The following is a 3413-nucleotide window of genomic DNA, read 5'->3' as shown; positions in this document are numbered from 1 at the left end:
ATTGCTTTCATCAGGTAATTTGTCTAACATGGAAGTAATAGAAATCGACCGTAAATGAGGGGTTTTCGTGGAAGGAATTCATATAAGTAAGGTATTAAATAATAATGTTGCCATAGCAGTCCATCCTTCATATGGAGAAACGGTTGTAATTGGTAAAGGTGTGGGCTTTAATCGTAAAAAAGGTGATGTGCTGCCTGAAGATTTGGCTGATAAAATGTTTGTTCTGAAAAGCGAGAAGGAACAAGCGAATTACAAAAAGTTACTTCCAAATATAGATGAAGAAATGCAGGCTAGTATTATTGAAACCATTCAACATATAAATTCTCGGGTGCCTGGCAGCTTAAATGAACATATCCATGTTGGTTTGACGGATCATCTTCTTTTTGCCCTCAATCGTGTCCAAAATGGGATGGAAATGAAAAATCCATTTTTAAGAGAAACAATTACGCTTTATCCCTTTGAATATGAGGTAGCGAAAGAAGTTATTGAGATTATGAAAGAAAAGACAGGAATCGGGCTTCCAGAAGGTGAAATAGGATTCATCACCCTTCATATTCATAGTGCAGTTGTAAATAAGGAATTAGCTGAAGTAAATAAATTTTCACAATTAGTCAGCCATTTAGTAGGGTTAATAGAAGATCAGCTTGATTTTAAAATGGACAAAGAAAGCGTGGATTATATGAGGCTGGTTCGACATCTCCGTTTTACCATTGATCGAGTTCTTGCAGATGAAAAAATTGATGAACCACAAAAAATTGCGAAATTATTGAAAGAAGAATATCCCGTGTGCTATAATCTGGCTTGGAAGCTGATAAAAATTATGCAGAAAAACCTTTTGAAGCCTGTATACGATGCTGAAGCTGTTTATTTGACCATGCATCTTCAACGACTTCAAACAAAAATCAAATAAAGTACTTTATAAATAACGTTCACGTGTTACTGATTAGATCAGGCATAAGTGAAGTAAGTAATGGATTGTTGAGTAACTGGTTATATTAATATAATCAGCTGCTGGCATCTATACTTACCTTTGCTTATGCCTTTTTATTGTTGTTTTTTGATTTTTATTAGTATTCCACAAAAACTTTTGGAGGTCACACCATGTTTAAAAAATTATTTGGTGTTTTACAAAAAGTAGGGAAAGCGTTAATGCTTCCAGTAGCGATTTTACCAGCAGCGGGGATTCTTCTTGCGTTTGGTAATGCACTTCAAAATCCTACGTTGTTAGATCTAGCGCCATTCTTAAATAATGGCGGAGTAGATATGGTTGCATCGGTTATGGAAAACGCCGGGAACGTTATTTTCACCAACTTGGCTTTATTATTTGCAGTTGGTGTAGCTATCGGACTTGCCGGTGGAGACGGAGTAGCTGGACTAGCTGCTATCGTTGGATTCCTTATTATGAATGTTACAATGGGTACAGCTTTAGGAATTGATGCAAAAGCTTTAGAGGGCAGTGTAGAATATACAAGTGTTCTTGGTATTCCAACCCTATCAACTGGTGTTTTTGGCGGGATAATTGTCGGGATTATCGCTGCGGTCATGTACAATCGCTTCTTCCGAATTGAATTGCCATCATACCTGGGATTCTTTGCAGGAAAACGTTTTGTTCCAATTGCCACCGCGGTATCTGCTCTAATCTTAGGACTTTTGATGATTGTTATTTGGCCGCCAATTCAACATGGTCTGAATTCATTCTCAGAGTTCATGCTTAATGGTAATTTAACTATCTCATCCTTCATCTTTGGGTTAGTAGAAAGATCGTTAATACCTTTTGGATTACATCACATTTTCTACTCGCCGTTTTGGTTTGAATTTGGAACGTATACAAATGCGGCAGGTGAAATTATTAAAGGTGACCAAGCTATCTTTATGAATCAAATCAAAGATGGTGTACAAAACTTAACAGCTGGAACATTTATGGCTGGTAAATATCCATTTATGATGTTTGGACTTCCAGCAGCAGCTCTTGCTATTTATCATGAAGCTCGTCCAGAAAAGAAAGTTATTGTTGGGGGATTAATGGCTTCAGCGGCATTAACTTCATTCCTTACTGGTATTACAGAACCACTTGAATTCTCATTCCTTTTCGTAGCACCGGTATTATTTGGTATCCATGCAGTTTTCGCAGGGTTGTCATTTATGACGATGCACTTACTTAATGTGAAAATCGGGATGACGTTCTCAGGTGGATTAATTGACTACGTATTGTTCGGATTAATCAATCCACAAACCAATGCATGGATAGTCATTCCTGTCGGTATCGTTTTCGCTTTAATTTATTACTTCGGTTTCCGTTTTGCCATCCGTAAATTCAACTTAAAAACGCCAGGGCGTGAAGTTGAAGATGAAAATGAAGGACCAGCAGTAAAAGTTAATGCTGAAACATTGCCATTGCAGATTCTTGATGCTATGGGCGGAGAGAAAAACATTGCACACTTAGACGCTTGTATCACACGCCTAAGAGTATCGGTAAATGACGCTAAACAAGTAGATAAAGACCTACTGAAAAAACTTGGCGCTGCCGGCGTTTTAGAAGTGGGTAACAATATACAAGCAATCTTCGGACCTCGTTCTGAAACAATCAAAGGTCAAATGAAAGACATTATGGAAGGAAAAACTGTTCGTACTGTTGAAATTCCGCCTGAAAAAGGTGTAGAAGACCAAATTGTAGATGTTATACCTGAAGCATTACGTACTGAAGGAGAAAATCATGTCTTTATTTCACCGATTACTGGTGAAATTAAACCGATTAGTGAAGTGCCTGATGCAGTGTTCTCTGAAAAAATGATGGGAGACGGATTTGCAATCATTCCAGAGGATGGAACGATTGTTTCACCTGTAGATGGAACAATTGTAAACTTCTTCCCAACTAAACATGCGATCGGTATTGAATCTGATACGGGACTTGAAGTTTTGATTCATGTAGGGATAGATACAGTTAAATTAGAAGGAAACGGTTTTGAAGCACTTATTGCCCAAGGTGATAAAGTCAAAGCTGGACAGCCTCTATTACAAGTTGATCTAGACTATGTGAAAAACAATGCTACTTCTATCATTACACCAATTGTCTTCACTAACTTAAAACCCGGCCAATCAATTGTGATTGAAAAGACCGGTAAAGTAACAAGCAGTGAAGAAAACATTATTTCTATTAAATAACGTTGTCGTCTATAGCTGTCCGCACATCCATCATTGGATAGGCGGGCAGCTATTTTTTTCACCATGATTCGGGACTTTCTGCTTATTGAAGTCAGCTGAGTAAGATGTTAGTATATGTAGTACACCAATCAGGCGGAAAACATTTTAATATAATGCTAAAAAAGATTATTAAAAAAAGATGTTGACGATTAGTTGTGTGGATGGTATATTAGTTAAGTCGCTTCGGAAGAAACGGCAAACGACATGAAAAA

The 3413-nt window shown here is 37.4% G+C and carries 2 protein-coding genes; both read left to right on the top strand.

Going from position 1 to position 3413, the window contains the following annotated elements; genetic code table 11:
• Positions 1 to 67: 67 nt before the first annotated feature.
• A complete protein-coding gene (gene glcT, locus WYK_RS09195) occupies positions 68 to 910 on the top strand; it encodes a glucose PTS transporter transcription antiterminator GlcT (protein ID WP_040374205.1) in 843 nt (280 codons plus the stop codon).
• Positions 911 to 1101: 191 nt separating this feature from the next.
• A complete protein-coding gene (gene ptsG / locus WYK_RS09190) occupies positions 1102 to 3162 on the top strand; it encodes a glucose-specific PTS transporter subunit IIBC (RefSeq protein WP_040374204.1) in 2061 nt (686 codons plus the stop codon).
• Positions 3163 to 3413: the final 251 nt, after the last annotated feature.

This window comes from Peribacillus psychrosaccharolyticus ATCC 23296 (genome assembly GCF_000305495.1).
GTDB classification, from domain to species: Bacteria; Bacillota; Bacilli; order Bacillales; family DSM-1321; genus Peribacillus; species Peribacillus psychrosaccharolyticus.
The sequence above is the reverse complement of the archived record's forward strand: the minus strand, read 5'-3'. Positions and strand labels throughout refer to the sequence as shown.